The sequence below is a fragment of the Macrococcus brunensis genome, from assembly GCF_004359615.1.
Lineage (GTDB): Bacteria > Bacillota > Bacilli > Staphylococcales > Staphylococcaceae > Macrococcus > Macrococcus brunensis.
This window is the reverse complement of sequence record NZ_SCWA01000011.1, coordinates 15,606-32,378: the sequence shown is the minus strand read 5'-3', so window position 1 is coordinate 32,378 and position 16,773 is coordinate 15,606. Positions and strand designations below refer to the sequence as shown.

Genomic DNA, 16,773 nt, shown 5'->3' with positions numbered 1-16,773 from the left:
CTTTTCATCAATATTCAGTCTTTAGAAACCAAAAAAATCCTGCCAGGCAGGATTTTAATGGTTCAGCTCAAGATTTTCCTGAGCCCATTCTTCTATTGGAATCATCGCCTGACTCAGTGCATATCCTTTCGGTGTCAGCACATATTCGATCGAAAGTGGTGTCGTTGTCGTCACTTTCTTCTCAATAAGTCCCCAGTCTGCAAGTTCCCCGAGTTTCAGACTCAGGGCGCGGGGTGTAATAGATTTCAGATCTCGTTTAATATCTGAGAAATGTGCACTACGATTGTCACATCTTGAAAGATAGTTGATCAATAACCCGTTCCAGCTTCTACCGAGGATTTTAAATGTCTCTTCTAAATAAGGACAAATTTCCATATTCCTCACCTCTTACTCCCATTATACTAAAGTATAAAAAATATATCAACTATAATAAATATATAAAAACACCTCACGAGAGGTGTTTTTATAGGCTAGATTTGTTCACGCCAAATGTCTGCGCCAAGCGCTTTTAATTTCTCAACAATCCCGCTGTAGCCACGGTCAATATGTTTAACATTATAGACAGTAGTCACACCTTCAGCAGTGAGACCTGCAATGACAAGACACGCACCAGCACGTAGGTCACTTGCTGCCACTTCTGCCCCTGTCAGTTTTGACGGCTTGATATAAGCAGTACCGGATTCTTCACTGATGTCTGCAGCCATACGTCTTAGTTCATCGACGTGCTTAAAACGCGCCGGATAAATAGTATCTGTTACGGTGCTTGCAGCATTCGCCATAAAGAGAAGCGGTGTGAACGGCTGCTGCAGGTCTGTCGCAAATCCTGGATAGACATTGGTTGTAATATTAAGCGGTTTTAAAGATTCTGAACGACGAATAATCGCACTGTCTTCACCTACTTCAATATTGACACCCATTTCTTTCAGTTTAGCCGTTAATGGGTCCATATGGAGTGGAATAATGTTCTCGATCACGACTTCCTCACCCATCGCTGCAGCAGCACACATATAAGTCCCCGCTTCAATACGGTCCGGGATAATCGTATGACTTGTACCATGCAGCTTCTCTACACCTTCAATTTTCAGTGTGTCAGTACCTGCACCGCGTATTTTAGCACCCATGTTATTTAACAGCGTTGCCACGTCTACAATCTCAGGTTCTTTCGCCGCATTTTCAATGACGGTCTTACCTTCTGCCATAGAAGCAGCAAGCATAATATTAATTGTCGCTCCTACAGAAACAACATCCATGAAAATAGTCGCGCCGCGCAGATTCTCAGCATGTAAATGCATGCCGCCTTCATCGCTTGTCACAGTTGCGCCTAATGCTTCGAAGCCTTTAATATGCTGATCGATCGGGCGTGGTCCAAGAGGACAGCCGCCCGGTAAACCAATCGTACATTTTTTGAATCTGGCGAGCATCGCACCCATCATATAATAAGATGCTCTAAGTGACTGTACTTTATGATTAGGGAGCGGCAGGTTCACTGCTTCTGAAGAATCCACAGTCAGTGTATCGCCCTCAAGCTCTGTTTTAATATTTAAGTCGCCCAGCAGACTCATTAAAGTGACAACATCAGAAATATCCGGAAGCCCGTCTAGCTTAACGATATCATCTGCCATCAATGTTGCCGGGATAAGTGCTACTGCACTGTTTTTTGCACCACTGATCTGGACTTTACCATTCAGCAGTTTGCCACCTCTTATCTTGATTACCTCTTCAGACATATATGTACTCCTTTTCGCATTTCACAATTATATTTTAATCTTCTATCTTACTGTTCGTTATATTTATATATCAATAGCTATAAGATTTGCGATTTTAAATATAATGCAAAATGTGGTAAAAAGTCAAGAAAAGCACACTTCAGCAATGAAGTGTGCTTTATTTTTCAATAACAGATTATGCTTTATTAGAAGTACCAAATTCACGAATCTTACCTTGTACAGTCGCTTTAATTGCTTCACGAGCTGGTCCAAGATATTTACGTGGATCGTAAACATTTGCATCGTTGTTTAATGTGTCACGTACTGCTTTAGCTGAAGCGATTTGGTTTTCTGTGTTAACGTTGATTTTAGCTGTTCCTAAAGAAATTGAACGTGTGATATCTTTAGTCGGGATACCTGTACCACCGTGTAATACAAGTGGTAATCCAGTTGCTCGACCGATTTCTTCCATTTCTTTGAAACCTAAGTTAGGTTCACCTTTATATGGACCGTGAACAGAACCAAGTGCTGGTGCTAAACAGTCAATACCTGTTTTTTCAACTAATTCCTGACATTCTTTAGCGTCTGCATAAACAACACCGTCAGATACAACATCATCTTCCTGTCCGCCAACGCGACCCAGTTCCGCTTCAACAGAAACACCTTTAGAATGAGCGTATTCAACGACTTTTTTAGTGATTTCTACGTTCTCTTCAAATGAATGGTGAGAAGCATCAATCATGACTGATGTGAAACCAGCATCAATCGCTTCTTTACATTTTTCAAAGCTAGAACCGTGGTCTAAATGAATCGCTACAGGAACAGTTATGTTCATGTCTTTCATTAAACCTTCAACCATTTTAACAACAGTATAGAAACCGCCCATATATTTTCCTGCGCCTTCAGATACTCCAAGAATGACTGGTGCATTTTCTTCTTGAGAAGCACCTAAGATAGCTTGAGTGAACTCAAGGTTGTTCAAGTTATACTGACCTACTGCATAACCGCCTTCTTTTGCTTGGATTAACATTTCTTTCATAGAAACTAATGGCATGAAAATATCCTCCTTATGTGCTATGCACAACTTTTATAACTTCAGTATATCAAAGACCAGAAATGATTGCATAATATTAAGCATCTGCAAATTGCTCAGCAATCTCCAGTACATCTTTCATGACAAAAGGCTTCGTCAGTACACCCGTTGCACCTAGCTGATAGAGTTTTTCAACTTCTTCAGCAGACTGAAATGCAGAAACGACGTAGACAGGTGTGTCCGTCAGTTTTTTGATTTCACTGAGTGCTTCTTCTCCGTTCATCACCGGCATTCTTTTATCCATCAATATAAGGTTATATTGCTTGTCCTTCACCATTGTAAGCGCTACAAGTCCGTTTTCAGCTTCATCAACTGTATAACCACTCAATGAAAATATTTCCTTCAGCAATAGGCGAATATTGGCTTCATCATCAATCACCAGAATCCTCATGATTGTAATCGTCCTCCTTTTTATACTAAGATTGTACTATATATGTGCGATATTATTCAGGAAAAGGAAGGATTCATCATGATTAAGATTTTCAATACACAGCTGAATGGTGTCTTTCAGAAAATTAACAACCAGGAGACAGAGATCGACATCGCAGCACGTCTGCTTGCACAAGCTATTCTAGGTGAAGGCAAAGTTTATGTAAAAGGATTCGGAGACCTTAAATATTTCGAGGAATTTGCGACCAGCAGTGCCGAACGGCTGCCGGATTCAGAAAAACTGATTACAGAATCGGTCATCGATAAAACAGACAGAGTTCTGCTCATGGCTGATGTTTACGATGATGCTGTCATTGAATACATCGCAGACCTTGACCAGCAGGATATTGACTACGTTCTCATCTGTAATAAAGACGAACGCATCAGTAGTATGAACTTCATCGATCTTTCGACACCGCGCGCGCTTGTGCCGACTGAAGACTTCAGCCGTATCATCACCCCTCATATGATGGCGATGAATTATATTTATTACATTCTCTATGCCACTATTAAAGAAATGATAGATGACGAGAACGCATAAAAAAGTGCTATCTGCTGTACTGCAGATAGCACTTTTCTACTATTTGATTGTCGCTTCAATGAAATCTCTGAATAACGGCTGTGGACGAGTAGGACGAGATAAGAATTCAGGGTGGAACTGACAGGCAACAAACCATTTATGCTCCGGAATTTCGATAATCTCAACTAGACGGCCATCAGGTGATGTTCCTGAGAAGACCAAACCTTTTTCTTCAAGACGACCACGGAATTCGTTATTGAACTCATAACGATGACGGTGGCGTTCTTCTACTAATGGTTCACCGTAGGCTGCATGCGCTTTTGTTCCTTCAGTCAGCTGACAAGGATAGAGGCCGAGACGGAGCGTTCCGCCGAGGTCCACTACATCTTTCTGGTCAGGTAATAATGAGATGACTGGATAAGGTGTGTTTGGATCAAGTTCTGATGAATGCGCATCTTTTAAACCGACCACATTACGTGCAAATTCAACGGTTGCAAGCTGCATACCTAAACAGATACCGAAGAATGGAATATTGTTTTCACGCGCATACTGCGTCGCAAGAATTTTCCCTTCAATTCCGCGTTCACCGAAACCGCCTGGTACTAAGATACCGTCAACGTCTTTTAATTCTTCTTTAAAGTTAGAGACGTTCAGTTCTTCAGAATTCAGCCATTTGATCTCCACGTCTTTACCGAACTGGTAACCTGCATGTTTAAGTGCTTCTACTACAGATAAATAAGCATCCTGCAGCGCCACATATTTACCGACAAGCGCGATTCTTGTTTTACCATCCAGATTGCGGACTGTGTCAAGAAGCTGTGTCCATTCTGTCAGTTCCGCTTCCTCGTCAGCCTGTAAGCCTAGACGTTTAACAACGATGTCATCCATCTTCTGTTCTTTCAGCGCCAGTGGAATCTGATAAAGTGTGTCCGCGTCGCGGCACTCAATGACTGAATTTTTATCGATATCACAGAATAAAGCGATTTTATCACGCAGATCCTGTGTCATTTCGTATTCTGTACGTACAACGATTATGTCAGGCTGAATACCCAGACCACGCAGTTCTTTTACGCTGTGCTGTGTTGGTTTTGTCTTCATTTCGCCTGCCGCTTTAATGTAAGGAAGAAGCGTACAGTGAATATACATGACGTTCTCACGACCGAGATCACTTTTGATCTGACGGATTGATTCAAGAAATGGTAATGACTCAATATCACCTGTTGTACCACCGATTTCAGTGATAACGACATCAGCATGAGTGCTTTCGCCCGCTTTGAGCAGACGTGCCTTGATTTCATTCGTGATATGCGGAATCACCTGAACAGTGCCGCCTAAATAGTCGCCACGACGCTCTTTTTTCAGAACGTGAGAGTAGACTTTACCCGCTGTGACGTTAGAATACTGATTCAAGTTAATATCGATGAAACGCTCATAGTGACCTAAGTCAAGATCGGTTTCAGCGCCGTCATCCGTCACGAATACTTCACCGTGCTGATAAGGACTCATCGTACCTGGATCGACATTTAAATAAGGATCAAATTTCTGAATCGTTACGTTTAAGCCACGGTTTTTAAGCAGACGCCCTAAGCTCGCAGCAGTAATCCCTTTACCAAGTGAAGATACAACGCCACCTGTTACAAAAATAAATTTAGTCATATAAACCTCCTGAAATTAAAAAATAAAAAACGCTCCTTTTGCAAGCGCAAAGGGAGCGTAAATTTTATACGTTGTCCTATTTAAAGGAGCCCAAGTAAAATAATAATCATTTTTAGAAGATAAGTCAATCATCTTAAAAGAGAAATTAGAGTTCTTCCTCTTCTTCGTCTTCTTCAAAATCATCGTCGTCTTCTTCAACGACTAGACCCGCTTGATCGAGTTCATCTTCAACAGCTTCATCTTCAGGATCTTCAAGGTTTTCTTCATCGCTGCCGTCTTCTACGACAACATCCAGCTCATCGTCGACTTCTTCTTCACCAAGAAGCGCGATATTAGCGTCATCTTCATCGTCATCATCAAGCACTTCAAACTTCTGAACAGTCGGTGCAATTTTTTCTTCGATATCGTCGACAGAATACCAGTCACGAAGACCCCAGATATTTTCTCCTGTAGAGAGGAAACGGCCATCTGTATTTAAATCTGTATAGAACTGAACCACACGTGTTTCAATTTCTTCATCTTTATAATCACCGATTTTTTTGAATTCATCGATGATATCGTACAAGCCTTGATCCTTCCCTTTTTCTAAGAGATAAAGATAAGCCATATCGATGAAAGAATGTTCGTTCATCATTTCTTTAGTATATTCACTGATTTTCATTATTAATTCGTCCTTTCACGTCAGGCAGTCGATTTTTATTCACCCTAAATCATAACAAGAATAATCATGATTTACCAGTAAATATTTCTCTTTAATACTTGATCAGCTTCATCAGCTGTTCAGGTGCCTCCGAATCTTCCTGCACGAAATTAATGTTCAAATAAGGGTCCGGCTGATCAGTATCCACTAAAATGCGATCCGCTTCAGGATAATGTTTTCTGACATAAGTCGCCAGTTGTCTAAGTGCGCTTTCTCGCACTTCATCATCAGCAGGCTGAAACTCTTCAATACGAACAGCCTTGCCGTCCACTGACAGCTTAATCTGTCCTACATTAGTGCCGTCCTTATCAAGTAGAACAGTATCATCCTGCTTGATCAGACGCAATTTAGAAACATATTGACCTGATAAATCAAGATAGTATAGACGCTCTTTACCGATGGGTCCCTCAGGATTTGTTGCTAAGTGCAGGAAGCCTGCGCGTTCATATAAATTCCATGCTGCCTGGTTCTCTGCATCAACCACTAAATAAAGATGTTCAAAGTCAGGGAAAACCTGCTGTACATAATCAGGAATATTCATCATGATTTCAGTACCGTAACCATGTCCCTGATATTTAGAGTTGATAGATAAGCTTCTGACATAGACCGCATTAATCGGCGTTTCATATCCTTCATGCTGATAATACTGATGAAGAACAAAGAAGCCTACTACTTGATCTTCTTTATTTAAAACGACGCATGGACGTCTATTGTGATCCATCAGTCCTTCCTCCAGCACTTGAATCGGCAGAGAAGAATAAATCATCTGACGCTCTTCCAGCTCGAATGCTTCTAACTGCTCTCTGTAATCTGCGCTATACTGCACGATATTAATCTGTGATCCATTGAATTCCATAATCCACAACCTCCAGCGTTATTCACCTTTTTTTAGATTATACCCCTTTTTCACTGCACTGCATCATACTAAATCATGAACTTAATTTACAAGTCACGCTGCAAGTTGTATCATGGTAACCAAAAAAGAAGAGGTTTTAAAATGAAATTCGGTATAGATGCTGGTGGGACACTGATTAAAATTGTTAAAGAAGAGAACGGCGAGCGTACTTTTTCGAAGTATTTATCTACAGAAGTCGAGACAGTTGCAGAGTTGCTGCAACAATATCCGGATGCTGAAGTCGCATTGACAGGCGGAAAAGCGACTTATCTCCAGAGCCTTATTCCACAAGATGCTTTTCAGAGCATTGAATTTGATGCCACATTTAAAGGTATTCAGACGTTTCTTGAACAGCTGAATCATCCTCTTGAAAATTATATTTTCACCAATGTCGGAACAGGCACTTCTATTCACCACGTTAAAGGAGAAGTGCAGGAGCGCGCGGGTGGTACTGGTGCTGGCGGTGGTATGATTCAAGGGCTTGGCTACCTGTTGACCGGGGAAGCAGATTACGAGACTTTGACTGCACTGGCCGCAAAAGGTGACCGTGATGACATCGACCTCAAAGTTAAACATATCTATAAAGGTGATAAGACCCCTATTCCGGGTGAACTGACAGCGGCAAACTTCGGCCGTGTGCTGCATACAAAAGAGACGGTCCAGTACACTGATGCTGATAAACTGGCAGCTGCTATCGGTGCCGTCGGTGAAACCGTGACGACTGTTTCCATCCATGCCGCAAGAGAATTCGGCGCTGAGTACGTCGTTTACATCGGTTCATCGTTCCTAAGCAATGAACTGCTGAAAAAAGTTGTTATGAACTATACGGTACTGCGCGGCTTTAAACCTTATTTCATCGAGAACGGCGAATATTCAGGTGCACTCGGCACTTTAAAATTAATGGAAGAAAAATAAGACAGGCCGCTGAGTCAGCGGTCTGTCTTATTTTTATCGGTTGAATTCTACAAAAGCCTGGTCATGCTTTTCTACATCTTGTTTTTCGCCATGCCAGATGCCAACAAATCTTGAAGGTACAGTCTGTCCCTCAAAATAATCACCATCGTAATAAGCAAGCGGGAACAGTCGTCCTGCCTTTACTTCTTCTAAAATCCGGGCGTAGAAATCCTCATTTGTAACTTTCGCGTATGCACCGAAGAATTTCTCATAATCGCCTTCCAACAATTCGTCCATAATCAGCATAGAGGTCGAACCATTCTGTCTGAAGTTCAGATCAATCGCATAGACAGCACCTTGATCATCGACGAGGAGATCAAATCCTGCAATACCACGATAGCCTTCAGCGACGCCGTTCTCCATGATCTCACGGCCAGCCGCAATCACTTGTTCAGGTACATGATGAGCTGTTGTGTTGCCGCGGTACTTGCCATATTCATTCGTATCCTGAATTGAAGCACCGATATACTGAAGCCCTGCTGCATCACTATAGGCGTACTGCACACAATAGTTCTGTTCTGTCTTGATGTAATCTTCAATGATGAAGTCTGAATCTGTTTCTGCTTCCTGAATACGGCTGAGTGCTTTCTCACGATCCTGGTCGTTATAGCAGATCATTACGCCATAACCACCTGCAGTCGGATGGTCATCACCCGGCTTGATGACGTATGGATACTGCCAAGTTTCGAGTGTTTCTTCAAGCTTGCTGACAGGTACCACGTCGCGTTTTGGCAGGAATTTGCCTTTCGTCCAGTCTGACAGCTTCATTTTATTATTAAGCGCTACAAATAAATCTTTATTCACATAGTACGTAGACGGTTTCACGTAGTCCTCATTATGTGTATATTGGAAGAAAATCTTCTCTCCCGCTTCTTCTGCTTCTCTCAACCGCTGATGATAACTATCCGCATCTTTAAACGTACGATAATTGGACGGCAGTTCAATACCTGCTGCTTCCAATAATGTTTTCGTCTTTTCTCCAACCGTTGCTTCATGAAGAATCACCGGTATATCCGCTATCAGTAATTCCCTTGCCGTCAGCATATTGGCCTGATGTTCTTCCGTTGTCAGCCAAGGATTTTTTTCGTATGAAGGGCGAGATGTAAATACAACATGATTGCCATAAAGCTGATGCATAGTCAGCGGGCGTTTAGATAAAAAGTTATTCATTCGTTACTCCTTATGTAGTTGCTTGATTTGATTTAAAACTTCAGGTTTAGTAATCAGTTCAACAGCCATTGTCGCCATAATACGTGCACCTTGCAGAAGGGCATGGTCGCCTCCCGGGCTTGCCGCTGCTTCTCTGAATGCCGGTGTATGACCGACAAGAGTTGAAGGTCCCATTTTCAAATGAGGATGAATGGTAGGAATGACATGACTCACATTACCCGTATCAGTCGAACCGAAACCAAAATCATCATGCTCAATAGGTTCATTATGCTTCATCGCATGGCGTTCAAATAAATCATCCAGACGGTCGTTCACAATGAATTCGTCCACTCCATTCTGAATGCGATTCAGTTTGGCAGTTCCACCGGCCATACGAGCAGCACCGTGCGCAATCTCTTCTACTCTGTCAGTCAAACCATTGAGCTGCTCACGTGTCAATGCCCGTGTATAGAGACGTGCTTTCGTATAGTCCGGGATAATATTTGCACTTGCACCCCCGTCCAGAATAACACCATGGACTTTATCACGCGGTTTGATATGCTGTCTCAGCTGTGCAATACCGTTGAAAAAGCTGATCATCATATCCAGTGCATTAATGCCGTTGAACGCACTTTCAGAGGCATGTGCGCTCTTGCCGAAGAACTCCACCTCAAAGACATCGACTGCTAGTGTCGGTACTGTGCGATATGATTCATGGCCAGGGTGAACCATCAGGGCCACATCACTATCATCAAAGAGACCTTCCTTAACATAACTTGCTTTCGCGCTACCATTGACTCCGCCTTCTTCAGCAGGTGAACCAAACACTTTGATAGTACCGCCTATATCGTCAATCACTGTCTTCAGACTGAGGGCAGCGAGCACACTGCTTGTACCGATAATATTATGTCCACATGCATGCCCGAGTTCAGGGAGTGCATCGTATTCTGCGAGAAAAGCGATAGTAGGACCTGGTTTAGAACTGGCATAAGTCGCAATGAAGCCGGTCGCATGACCTGCGATATCCCGCTCAAGGTGAAACTCGTTATCCTCAAGAAGCTTTGATAACTCCGCTGACGCGAAGAACTCTTCGTTGCCCAGTTCAGGTCTTGCATGTATCGCATGACTCAGCTCAATTATACTTTCTTTATGTTGATTAATATATTCTAAAATGCGGTTTTCATATTGTTCCATAAAAAAGCTCCTTTATTTCCGTACACTTAACAAAAGAGACATTCCAAGATAAGGAATGTCTCTGCAATCTTATCTGTCAGCTATGCTGTAGGACTTAGCACCTTGCCAAACGGTAGGTTGCTGGATGTCATCGGGCCTATCCCTCGATCCTTCTTGATAAGTATGGAATTATTTAATGATTACTATATAGTTTTCTGATTGTTTCGTCAATCATTTAGTTCTCGAGGCAGCCTAATCTGGAATTTTGTACCTGCTATTGAACTATGGACACTGATCTGCCCGTTATGGTTTTCGACAATCTGTTTAGCGACTGCCAGACCTAAACCAGAACCTTCATTATTGGCCGTCGTATTCGTCCCGCGGTAATAGCGATTGAATATATAGGGTATCTCTTCCTGCGGGATGCCTTTGCCATTGTCGCCGATCTCAATGACAATATCATTACCATCAGCAAATGAATTGATCCAGACTTCAATATCATCATTATAGACAAAAGCATTAGAGACGATATTCATCAGTACCCGATTCATGCGTTCTTTATCAAGCTTAACATTCTGATTGAGCTGATTGACGGCATGCAGATTCGGATGATTGAACGAGTCGATAAACTGCTGAATATATTCGCCGACATTGACCGTCTGTTTATTAAATTCAAAATGATTATTCTTCAGCTGGTAAGTCATATTTAAATCTTTTAACAGTGAATCGATATAAAGGGCTTTGTCTTCAATGATTTCAGCAAACTTCTGACGGTCTTCGCAACTGATGTCAAGATCGCTGTTTAAGAGTTTGCTATAGCCATAAATGGAACTGAGCGGCGTCTTAAAGTCATGAGTGATACCTGATACCCATTCATCACGCAGCGTTGCAACACGGTTCTGATAAGTCCGGTCGTTATCCAGCTTCTCTGTCAATTCACGGATGGATTCATCTACAGAGGTGTACATCCGGTACTTTCTGCGCATGCGGTCCCTTCTGTAGATATGCTTATTGTCAGGGACGCGGTAGATGCCTCTGCTCAACTGACTCAGCCAGTCAACAAAATGGATAAGAGGTCGTGCAAAGTTGCGGCTCACATAATAAGCGAGTGCCAGTATCAGCCCGAAAATAAGTGAAGAATAAATAAGATACCAGAGCAGGAAGTTTAAAGCAAAGGCCATATAATCTTTATCCATAAAAATACCGTTCTCTGCTAAAATAATTCTTTTGTCCCGAGCATTCTGATTTTCTGCTACAAATAAATAGTAATCATCATCATGCATCGTTTCCTGCAGCACATACTTATTGAAGTTATCATTATTGAGATCCTTGAACCAGTTCTCTTCGACGTCTTTAGTGTTAAAGCTGCCGTAGAGTTTAATCAGTTTATCTTTTTCCATATTCTGCTTAAAAAGCGACAGATTATGTTCATCCATGTAGCGATGAAGTGCCACGGTCTCTTCTAAATCAAATAATTCAGCGGCTTTAACCAGCGGCTGGCGGTTGATCAGCACCGCCTGGTATTGTTCGGTCAGTGACCATGTCGTGACTCCCTGCAGATAATACCAGCTGAGTGTATGGATTTTTTCATGATTATTGAAGGATTTGATGATATCACCGTGACTATTACGTATGAGAAGCATGCCATCCTGGTCTTTCAGTGCCTGTGAGAGCTCTTGCTGAATCGTAATATTTTTTTCATTGCTGATGTCGATAAGACTCTGTATCGTATCTGTAGACTGCGCCTGCAGTGTTCCGCTTGTCATGTTACTCGATGAACGAACGATAAAAAAAACAATCAATAAAAGAAGAAGCAAATTGATCAACACATAGAATAATGAAAAATAGCCGATAAATTTCCAGGTGAATTTGCGCGCCGTTGTCTTCAATTGTGTTCCACTTTCAAGATGTAACCGACACTTCTGACTGTGAGAAGTCTGACAGGGTCACTCGGTACTTCTTCAATTTTTTCTCGTAGTTTCCTGATATGTACCATCACTGTATTCTCATCGATGAACTGGTTATCCCAGACTGCCTCGTAAATCTCTTCTTTTGTCAGCACTTTATTCTGATTTTCAAATAAATACTGCATGAGAAGATATTGTTTCCCCGACAGATGATAGACTTTATCTTTAACTGTCAGCTCAGCGGTACGCTCATCAAAAAAGAAATCAATAGGCTGCTTCGCCCTCAAGTAACGATCAATATTCGCCTTCACTCTTGCAGCGAGAATCAGCGGATTAAATGGTTTGGTGATATAATCATCTGCCCCTGTTGCAAAGCCGGTGAGTTTATCTTCGTCTGTTACATTCGCTGAAACATATAAAATGGGTGCATCTGACTGACGACGAATACGTTCAGCCAGGTCATAACCTTTACCGTCCGGCAGATTGATGTCCAGTATATAAGCATCGTAATGCAGAGACTGCTTGCAGGCATCCTGAAACGTATGGACGAGATCAATAGTCTCATAACCTTCCCGCTGCAGAATAAACTTAATCATCTCAGCAATTTCTACTTCATCTTCTACGATTAACACACTGACCATCAAACCACCCCTTTACGTCTTTATAGCATGTAAGCGTCTACTCTTCAAGGCTTACTTGAAAGTTTAAGAAAACTTTAAGATACTGGATGCTGCAAGTTATACCAGTCCATTGCTTTTATTTCCATTACCTGCACAAAAATATTCTTGCCGTTGATATAGGATTCGATATCAGATGGATATAATTTTGCGAGTTCTAATTTTAAATGCCCATATCGCTCCGCCTCGCCACTAAACGTTCTAAGATAATCTCTGAAAACAAGATGACGTGTAATATTCATATCTCCTTCTGCATAGACATGAAGATGATGCGTACGCATATCTCCGCCTTTCTGAAAATAGCGCCGCCCCTTGATCCCATTCTCACCCTTTGGCTCATATCCGATTTCCATTAAGCTGTCATTTACATCATCTACCTGCACAATGTCTTTGACGACAATCATGATATCCAAGACTGGTTTGGCCGCCAGTCCAGGAACTGCTGTTGAGCCGATATGATGAATCGAGACCAGCAGCTCTTTGAAGATCGCTTCCATCTTCTTTTTTTCTTCTAAATATAAATGCTACCAGATACTATCATAAGGCATCACTTCTACTTTTCTCATCTTTCATTCCCCTCTCCCTCTGCTCACGCTTATTCAACTTTTAGTTATTATAATATTTTGTTCGACTTTTCACAAAGCATTTCATTGTAATCATTGGGACTTCATGTTAATATTAATCCCGACTTAATTGATAGGTTTAATACACTTTAGGAGTGAACTGAATGTCACCAGCTTTTATGGATATTTTCGAACAATGGGCGGACAAGTACGATAATGCAGTCGATGGCAACGACCCTGAATATAAAGATGTATTTGCGAACTACCCTTTCATGTTGAATGAAGCGGCCAAACAGGCAAAAGGTAAAACAATTGAATTCGGACCAGGTACGGGCAATTTAACTTTACTGCTGCTCGCTAAAGAACTGGACGTTACAGCTGTAGAGCCAAGCGAAGAGATGGCAGCAATCGGTCAGGAAAAAACAGGTCTGACATTTGAACAGGGTGATTTCCTTAATTACAATGCGCAGCAGGCAGATACGATTATCAGCTCTTTCGCATTTCACCACCTGACGGACGAAGAAAAAGAAACAGCTATTAAAAATTATGCTGAGACATTGAATGGCAACGGTCAGATCATTATATTGGATACTGTATTCAACAGTCCGGAAGAAAAAGAGGATATGATTCGTTATTATTCAGATCTCGGATTTGATAATCTTGTCGCAGACTTAAACCGTGAATATTATCCATTTAAAGATGTTATGAAAAATATCGCGAAAAGACAGGGCTTCAGTTATTCAGCAACTCAGCTTAATAAGTTTGCACATCTGCAAGTCCTAAAAAAGAAGAGCTATAAGAAACCTGCTGATTTAATCGGACAGACCCCCCTCGTAGAACTGACAAAGTTCCAGTTACCGCAGGGCGTTCGTCTATTCGCCAAACTCGAAATGCATAATTTAGGCGGCTCCGTTAAAGATCGTCTCGGTCAGAACATCATTGAGTCTGCTGTGCGACGCGGCGAAGCAACAAATGAAGTCGTCGAAGCGACAGCCGGCAATACAGGCATCGGTCTCGCACTTGCCTGCCAGCAGCACGGCTTAACACTGAAAGTCTTTGTGCCCGAAAAATTCAGCGTCGAGAAACAGGAAATCATGCGTGCACTTGGGGCAGATATCGTGCATACAGATTCTTCCCTTGGTATGGTAGAAGCAAGAAGACAAGCGAAAGAATATGCTGAAAAGACAGGCGCTTACTACGCCAATCAGTTCGAAACAGAAGATAATCCTGCGAGTTACGCGGGGCTGTACGAAGAACTGATCGATGAACTCGGCACTATCGAAATGATGGTTGCAGGCGCAGGCAGTGCGGGCACTTTCACAGGACTCGCTGAACGCCTGAAACCTCATACACGTACAGTGATTGTTGAACCGGAGGGCTCTATTTTAAACGGCGGACCAAGCGGCGCGCATCGAACTGAAGGCATCGGTGTAGAAGTATGGCCGGATTTTTTGAAGCGTGAGCTGATTGACGCCATTGAAACTATTTCAGACGATGAAGCTTTTCAGATGGTCAAAGACCTCGCACAAAAAGAAGGTTTACTTGTCGGCAGTTCATCTGGGGCTGCCATGGTTGCCGCTCTTAAACAAGCAGAACATATCAAAGGTAACATTGTCGTCATCTTCCCTGACGCAAGTGATCGCTACATTTCACAGCAAATCTTTAAAACTAAAGGAGAATTATAATGCAGAAAAAAACAATGATGATTCACGGCGGTAAAACAGTCGATGAATTTACAGGTTCAGTCAACGCCCCTATCTATCAGACAAGTACTTATAAACAAGATGGTATCGGCAACCTTCGCCAAGGCTATGAGTACTCACGTACAAAAAACCCGACACGTACAGCACTTGAAACGTTAATCGCTGATATCGAACATGGTACCCATGGTTTCGCTTTCGGATCAGGTATGGCAGCTGTTTCTTCTGTTGTCATGTTACTTAATGCAGGCGATCATATCGTCGTCGGTTCAGACGTTTACGGCGGTACATACCGCGTCTTCACAAAAGTATTTGACCGTATCGGCATCGAATCGACGTTCGTTGACACAACGGACGCAGAAGCCGTTAAAGCGGCCATTACAGACAAAACAAAAATGCTGTATATTGAAACACCGACGAACCCACTTCTGAACGTGACTGATATCGCAGAAATGGCAGCAATCGCTAAAGAAAACAACTTAATCTCAGTCGTCGATAATACATTCATGACGCCTTATTTCCAGAATCCACTGGATTTAGGCGCAGACATCGTATTACACTCAGCGACTAAATATATCGGCGGCCATAGTGATGTTGTTGCAGGCTTACTTGCGACTAAAGATGATAAAATTGCAGAAGACTTAGGGTTCATCCAGAACTCTGTAGGCGGTATCTTAGGGCCACAGGACAGCTTTCTCCTCGTCCGCGGTATCAAAACACTTGCGCTGCGTATGGAACAAACTGAAAAAACAACACTGCAGCTCGTTGAATATTTAGTGAACAACGACACAGTGACTAAAGTCTTCCATCCAAGTTTACTCGAAGGCAAACAACTTGAAGCACAGAAACGTCAGGCTACTGGCTTCGGCGGAATGATTTCATTTGATGTCGGCTCTAAAGAACGTGCAGAAGAACTCGTGAAATCACTTAAATACTTCACACTTGCAGAATCACTTGGTGCGGTTGAAAGCCTGATTTCTGTCCCTAGTCAGATGACACATGCTTCTATTCCACGTGAACGTCGTCTGGAACTGGGTATTACAGATGGCTTAGTTCGTATCTCAGTGGGTATTGAAGATAGTGCAGACTTACTTGAAGACTTGCAGAATGGCTTTAAAGCTATTGAATCCATCAAATAAGGAGAGAATCTCATGCAAAAAATGAACGTAGAAAGTTTTAACCTTGATCACACAAAAGTTGTGGCACCTTTTGTCCGTTTAGCAGGCATTAAAGAAGGAAAGAACGGCGATGTCATCCATAAATATGATATCCGCTTCAAACAACCGAATAAAGAACATATGGAAATGCCAGCGCTGCATTCGCTGGAGCACTTAATGGCCGAAAATATCCGTAATCATACTGATAAAGTCGTCGATGTATCACCAATGGGCTGTCAGACAGGCTTCTATTTAAGCTTAATCAACCATGACAACTATGATGATGTGCTCGCCATCTTAGAAAAAACATTGAATGACGTGAAAAATGCGACAGAAGTACCTGCCTGCAACGAAGTACAGTGCGGCTGGGCAGCAAGCCACTCTTTAGAAGGCGCACAGCAGTTAGCAGAAGAAATGCTCGCGAAAAAACACGAATGGAAAGTCATTTATCAGGACGACGCAGAATAAATGAAACAGCCTCTGAAAATTCAGAG

Annotated in this window: 16 protein-coding genes, 2 pseudogenes and 1 riboswitch; of the genes and pseudogenes, 6 read left to right on the top strand and 12 right to left on the bottom strand. The window is 42.2% G+C overall.

What is annotated here, in order from left to right:
* Nucleotides 1–54 precede the first annotated feature (54 nt).
* The 4 genes from ERX27_RS07030 to ERX27_RS07015 all read right to left on the bottom strand — a co-directional run bounded on the left by ERX27_RS07030 (nt 55) and on the right by ERX27_RS07015 (nt 3,178).
* Nucleotides 55–375 carry a winged helix-turn-helix transcriptional regulator gene (locus tag ERX27_RS07030; protein ID WP_133432128.1) on the bottom strand — a complete coding sequence of 107 codons (321 nt, stop codon included), beginning with the start codon at nt 373–375 and terminating at the stop codon, nt 55–57.
* Nucleotides 376–470: 95 nt separating this feature from the next.
* Entirely contained in the window at nt 471–1,727 is a 1,257-nt protein-coding gene (locus ERX27_RS07025; protein WP_133432127.1) for a UDP-N-acetylglucosamine 1-carboxyvinyltransferase, read from the bottom strand.
* A gap of 175 nt (nt 1,728–1,902) precedes the next feature.
* On the bottom strand, nt 1,903–2,760 hold the full coding sequence (gene fdaB / locus ERX27_RS07020; RefSeq protein WP_133432126.1) for a class IIb fructose-bisphosphate aldolase FdaB: 858 nt from the start codon (nt 2,758–2,760) through the stop codon (nt 1,903–1,905).
* 76 nt (nt 2,761–2,836) lie between these two features.
* A complete protein-coding gene (locus tag ERX27_RS07015) occupies nt 2,837–3,178 on the bottom strand; it encodes a response regulator (protein WP_239047281.1) in 342 nt (113 codons plus the stop codon).
* A gap of 90 nt (nt 3,179–3,268) precedes the next feature.
* Here ERX27_RS07015 and ERX27_RS07010 point away from each other — a divergent pair, with 90 nt between their 5' ends.
* Complete coding sequence (locus tag ERX27_RS07010; RefSeq protein WP_133432124.1) at nt 3,269–3,769, top strand: DUF2529 family protein; 501 nt, start codon at nt 3,269–3,271, stop codon at nt 3,767–3,769.
* 39 nt (nt 3,770–3,808) lie between these two features.
* Here ERX27_RS07010 and ERX27_RS07005 read toward each other — a convergent pair whose 3' ends face one another.
* The 3 genes from ERX27_RS07005 to ERX27_RS06995 all read right to left on the bottom strand — a co-directional run bounded on the left by ERX27_RS07005 (nt 3,809) and on the right by ERX27_RS06995 (nt 6,960).
* The gene (locus tag ERX27_RS07005) at nt 3,809–5,404 is read right to left on the bottom strand and encodes a CTP synthase (protein ID WP_133432123.1); all 1,596 of its coding nucleotides are present in this window, start codon (nt 5,402–5,404) and stop codon (nt 3,809–3,811) included.
* Between the two features lie 145 nt (nt 5,405–5,549).
* Nucleotides 5,550–6,065 (bottom strand): DNA-directed RNA polymerase subunit delta, encoded by a 516-nt coding sequence (rpoE, locus tag ERX27_RS07000; protein ID WP_133432122.1) that lies wholly within the window; start codon nt 6,063–6,065, stop codon nt 5,550–5,552.
* 91 nt (nt 6,066–6,156) lie between these two features.
* Nucleotides 6,157–6,960 (bottom strand): GNAT family N-acetyltransferase, encoded by an 804-nt coding sequence (locus tag ERX27_RS06995; protein WP_133432121.1) that lies wholly within the window; start codon nt 6,958–6,960, stop codon nt 6,157–6,159.
* A 141-nt stretch (nt 6,961–7,101) separates the two neighbouring features.
* Here ERX27_RS06995 and coaW point away from each other — a divergent pair, with 141 nt between their 5' ends.
* Nucleotides 7,102–7,914 (top strand): type II pantothenate kinase, encoded by an 813-nt coding sequence (gene coaW, locus ERX27_RS06990; protein ID WP_133432120.1) that lies wholly within the window; start codon nt 7,102–7,104, stop codon nt 7,912–7,914.
* 33 nt (nt 7,915–7,947) lie between these two features.
* On the opposite strand, the gene ldmS is transcribed toward coaW, so the two are convergent.
* The 5 genes and pseudogenes from ldmS to ERX27_RS06965 all read right to left on the bottom strand — a co-directional run.
* Nucleotides 7,948–9,123, bottom strand: a complete 1,176-nt coding sequence (gene ldmS / locus ERX27_RS06985; protein ID WP_133432119.1) for an L-aspartate--L-methionine ligase LdmS — start codon at nt 9,121–9,123, stop codon at nt 7,948–7,950.
* A 3-nt stretch (nt 9,124–9,126) separates the two neighbouring features.
* Nucleotides 9,127–10,296 (bottom strand): M20 family metallopeptidase, encoded by a 1,170-nt coding sequence (locus ERX27_RS06980; RefSeq protein WP_133432118.1) that lies wholly within the window; start codon nt 10,294–10,296, stop codon nt 9,127–9,129.
* A gap of 66 nt (nt 10,297–10,362) precedes the next feature.
* A riboswitch (SAM riboswitch) is annotated at nt 10,363–10,459 on the bottom strand.
* Nucleotides 10,460–10,502: 43 nt separating this feature from the next.
* Nucleotides 10,503–12,164, bottom strand: coding sequence for a sensor histidine kinase (locus tag ERX27_RS06975; protein ID WP_133432117.1), 1,662 nt, complete (start codon nt 12,162–12,164; stop codon nt 10,503–10,505).
* Nucleotides 12,161–12,823 (bottom strand): response regulator transcription factor, encoded by a 663-nt coding sequence (locus ERX27_RS06970; protein ID WP_133432116.1) that lies wholly within the window; start codon nt 12,821–12,823, stop codon nt 12,161–12,163. The genes ERX27_RS06975 and ERX27_RS06970 overlap by 4 nt, the downstream gene beginning before the upstream one ends.
* A 74-nt stretch (nt 12,824–12,897) precedes the next feature.
* A pseudogene (locus ERX27_RS06965) lies at nt 12,898–13,365 on the bottom strand (GrpB family protein); the annotation flags it as partial.
* 221 nt (nt 13,366–13,586) lie between these two features.
* Here ERX27_RS06965 and ERX27_RS11515 point away from each other — a divergent pair.
* The 4 genes and pseudogenes from ERX27_RS11515 to ERX27_RS06950 form a co-directional block, all read left to right on the top strand.
* Nucleotides 13,587–14,048 (top strand): annotated as a pseudogene (locus tag ERX27_RS11515) (class I SAM-dependent methyltransferase); the annotation flags it as partial.
* A gap of 144 nt (nt 14,049–14,192) precedes the next feature.
* On the top strand, nt 14,193–15,107 hold the full coding sequence (locus ERX27_RS11510; protein ID WP_239035717.1) for a PLP-dependent cysteine synthase family protein: 915 nt from the start codon (nt 14,193–14,195) through the stop codon (nt 15,105–15,107).
* Nucleotides 15,107–16,261, top strand: coding sequence for a bifunctional cystathionine gamma-lyase/homocysteine desulfhydrase (locus tag ERX27_RS06955; protein WP_133432115.1), 1,155 nt, complete (start codon nt 15,107–15,109; stop codon nt 16,259–16,261). Before ERX27_RS11510 ends, ERX27_RS06955 begins: the two co-directional genes overlap by 1 nt.
* Nucleotides 16,262–16,273: 12 nt before the next feature.
* Complete coding sequence (locus tag ERX27_RS06950; protein WP_133432114.1) at nt 16,274–16,747, top strand: S-ribosylhomocysteine lyase; 474 nt, start codon at nt 16,274–16,276, stop codon at nt 16,745–16,747.
* The last annotated feature ends 26 nt before the right edge of the window (nt 16,748–16,773 follow it).